2 protein-coding genes are annotated in these 1,005 nt (G+C 27.9%); both read left to right on the top strand.

Translation table 11 applies throughout. From position 1 onward, the window contains the following. A partial coding sequence (locus ABTZ91_RS34105) for a M23 family metallopeptidase (protein WP_352081111.1) occupies nucleotides 1-233 on the top strand: 233 nt, incomplete at its 5' end. 536 nt (nucleotides 234-769) lie between these two features. Next, nucleotides 770-871 (top strand): DUF2933 domain-containing protein, encoded by a 102-nt coding sequence (locus ABTZ91_RS34100; protein WP_259347179.1) that lies wholly within the window; start codon nucleotides 770-772, stop codon nucleotides 869-871. Nucleotides 872-1,005 lie beyond the last annotated feature (134 nt).

The following is a 1,005-nucleotide window of genomic DNA, read 5'->3' as shown; positions in this document are numbered from 1 at the left end:
ATGTAGTCTTTATCTCTCATTCTATTAATGGACAGGTCTATACAACTGTTTATGCGCACATGGATAGTAGAGTCGTTGAGGCAGGAGAAACTATTTCTAAGGGGCAACAGGTAGGAATTATAGGTAACACTGGACAATCATTTGGTCAGCATTTGCATTTTGAACTCCATAAAGGTCAGTGGAATGCGTCTAAATCGAATGCTGTCAACCCACTCGACTATATTCCATTGTAAAAATTCCAATTAATCACAATAATTATTTTATCATTAACTTGATTAAAAAAAGTTTAATTAAGTTAATGTTTTTTTTTGAATTATTTAATATAAATATGGAACCCAAAAGGGGGAAATTGACAGATAAAACGGTAAATGAGATATGTGCCTTTACAAAGGTTAGTCAGGCTTCATTTTATCGAAAGTTAAAGGAAAGAGAAATTAATATGCTATAGCGGATTGGACATTTATATATGTGTCCCCTCGATGCGATTCGTTTTCGTACCTCTAAAAAAAGAAGAAAAAAAGGAGAGTATTGTTTTTCTGTTATGCGAGAAAAATTTAGCGACCTTAAAATTAAAATGAATAAAAATCTTTATAAAAAACAGTTCATTATTCAAGTTATTAATTTATCTATTTGCACTACTTTTATTGAAATTTATTCATCTATGTATATTATTCATTTTGATTTAAAAATTTGAAAATATTTTCGTAATTTCTCGTAAAAAATCCTTGTTTGAATATTATCCTAATAAAAAGTAAAGGAGTGATAAAAAATGGAATGGTTATCTATTTTACTAGTACTTATATGTCCAATTATGATGTTATTTATGATGAAAAGTCATGGAGGACATAAAGATAAGGTGAACAATAAATAACTAGATGCAAGAATTATTAATTTGGAAATCGAAAATAAAGAATTGCATAGGAAACTAAATGAAATTTCTACTAAATGATTTGATGTTTCTTAAGATTATAAAAGAACACCTTATTGTGTTTTAATTCCACTTTA

This window comes from Streptomyces sp. NPDC126499, from assembly GCF_040302485.1.
GTDB lineage: Bacteria > Actinomycetota > Actinomycetes > Streptomycetales > Streptomycetaceae > Streptomyces.
This window is presented reverse-complemented; position numbering and strand designations above follow the sequence as displayed.

What these genes read in the sequence shown, in the direction of transcription:
- ABTZ91_RS34100 (WP_259347179.1), top strand. Translation starts at nt 770, where the DNA reads ATGGAATGGTTATCTATTTTACTAGTACTTATATGTCCAATTATGATG.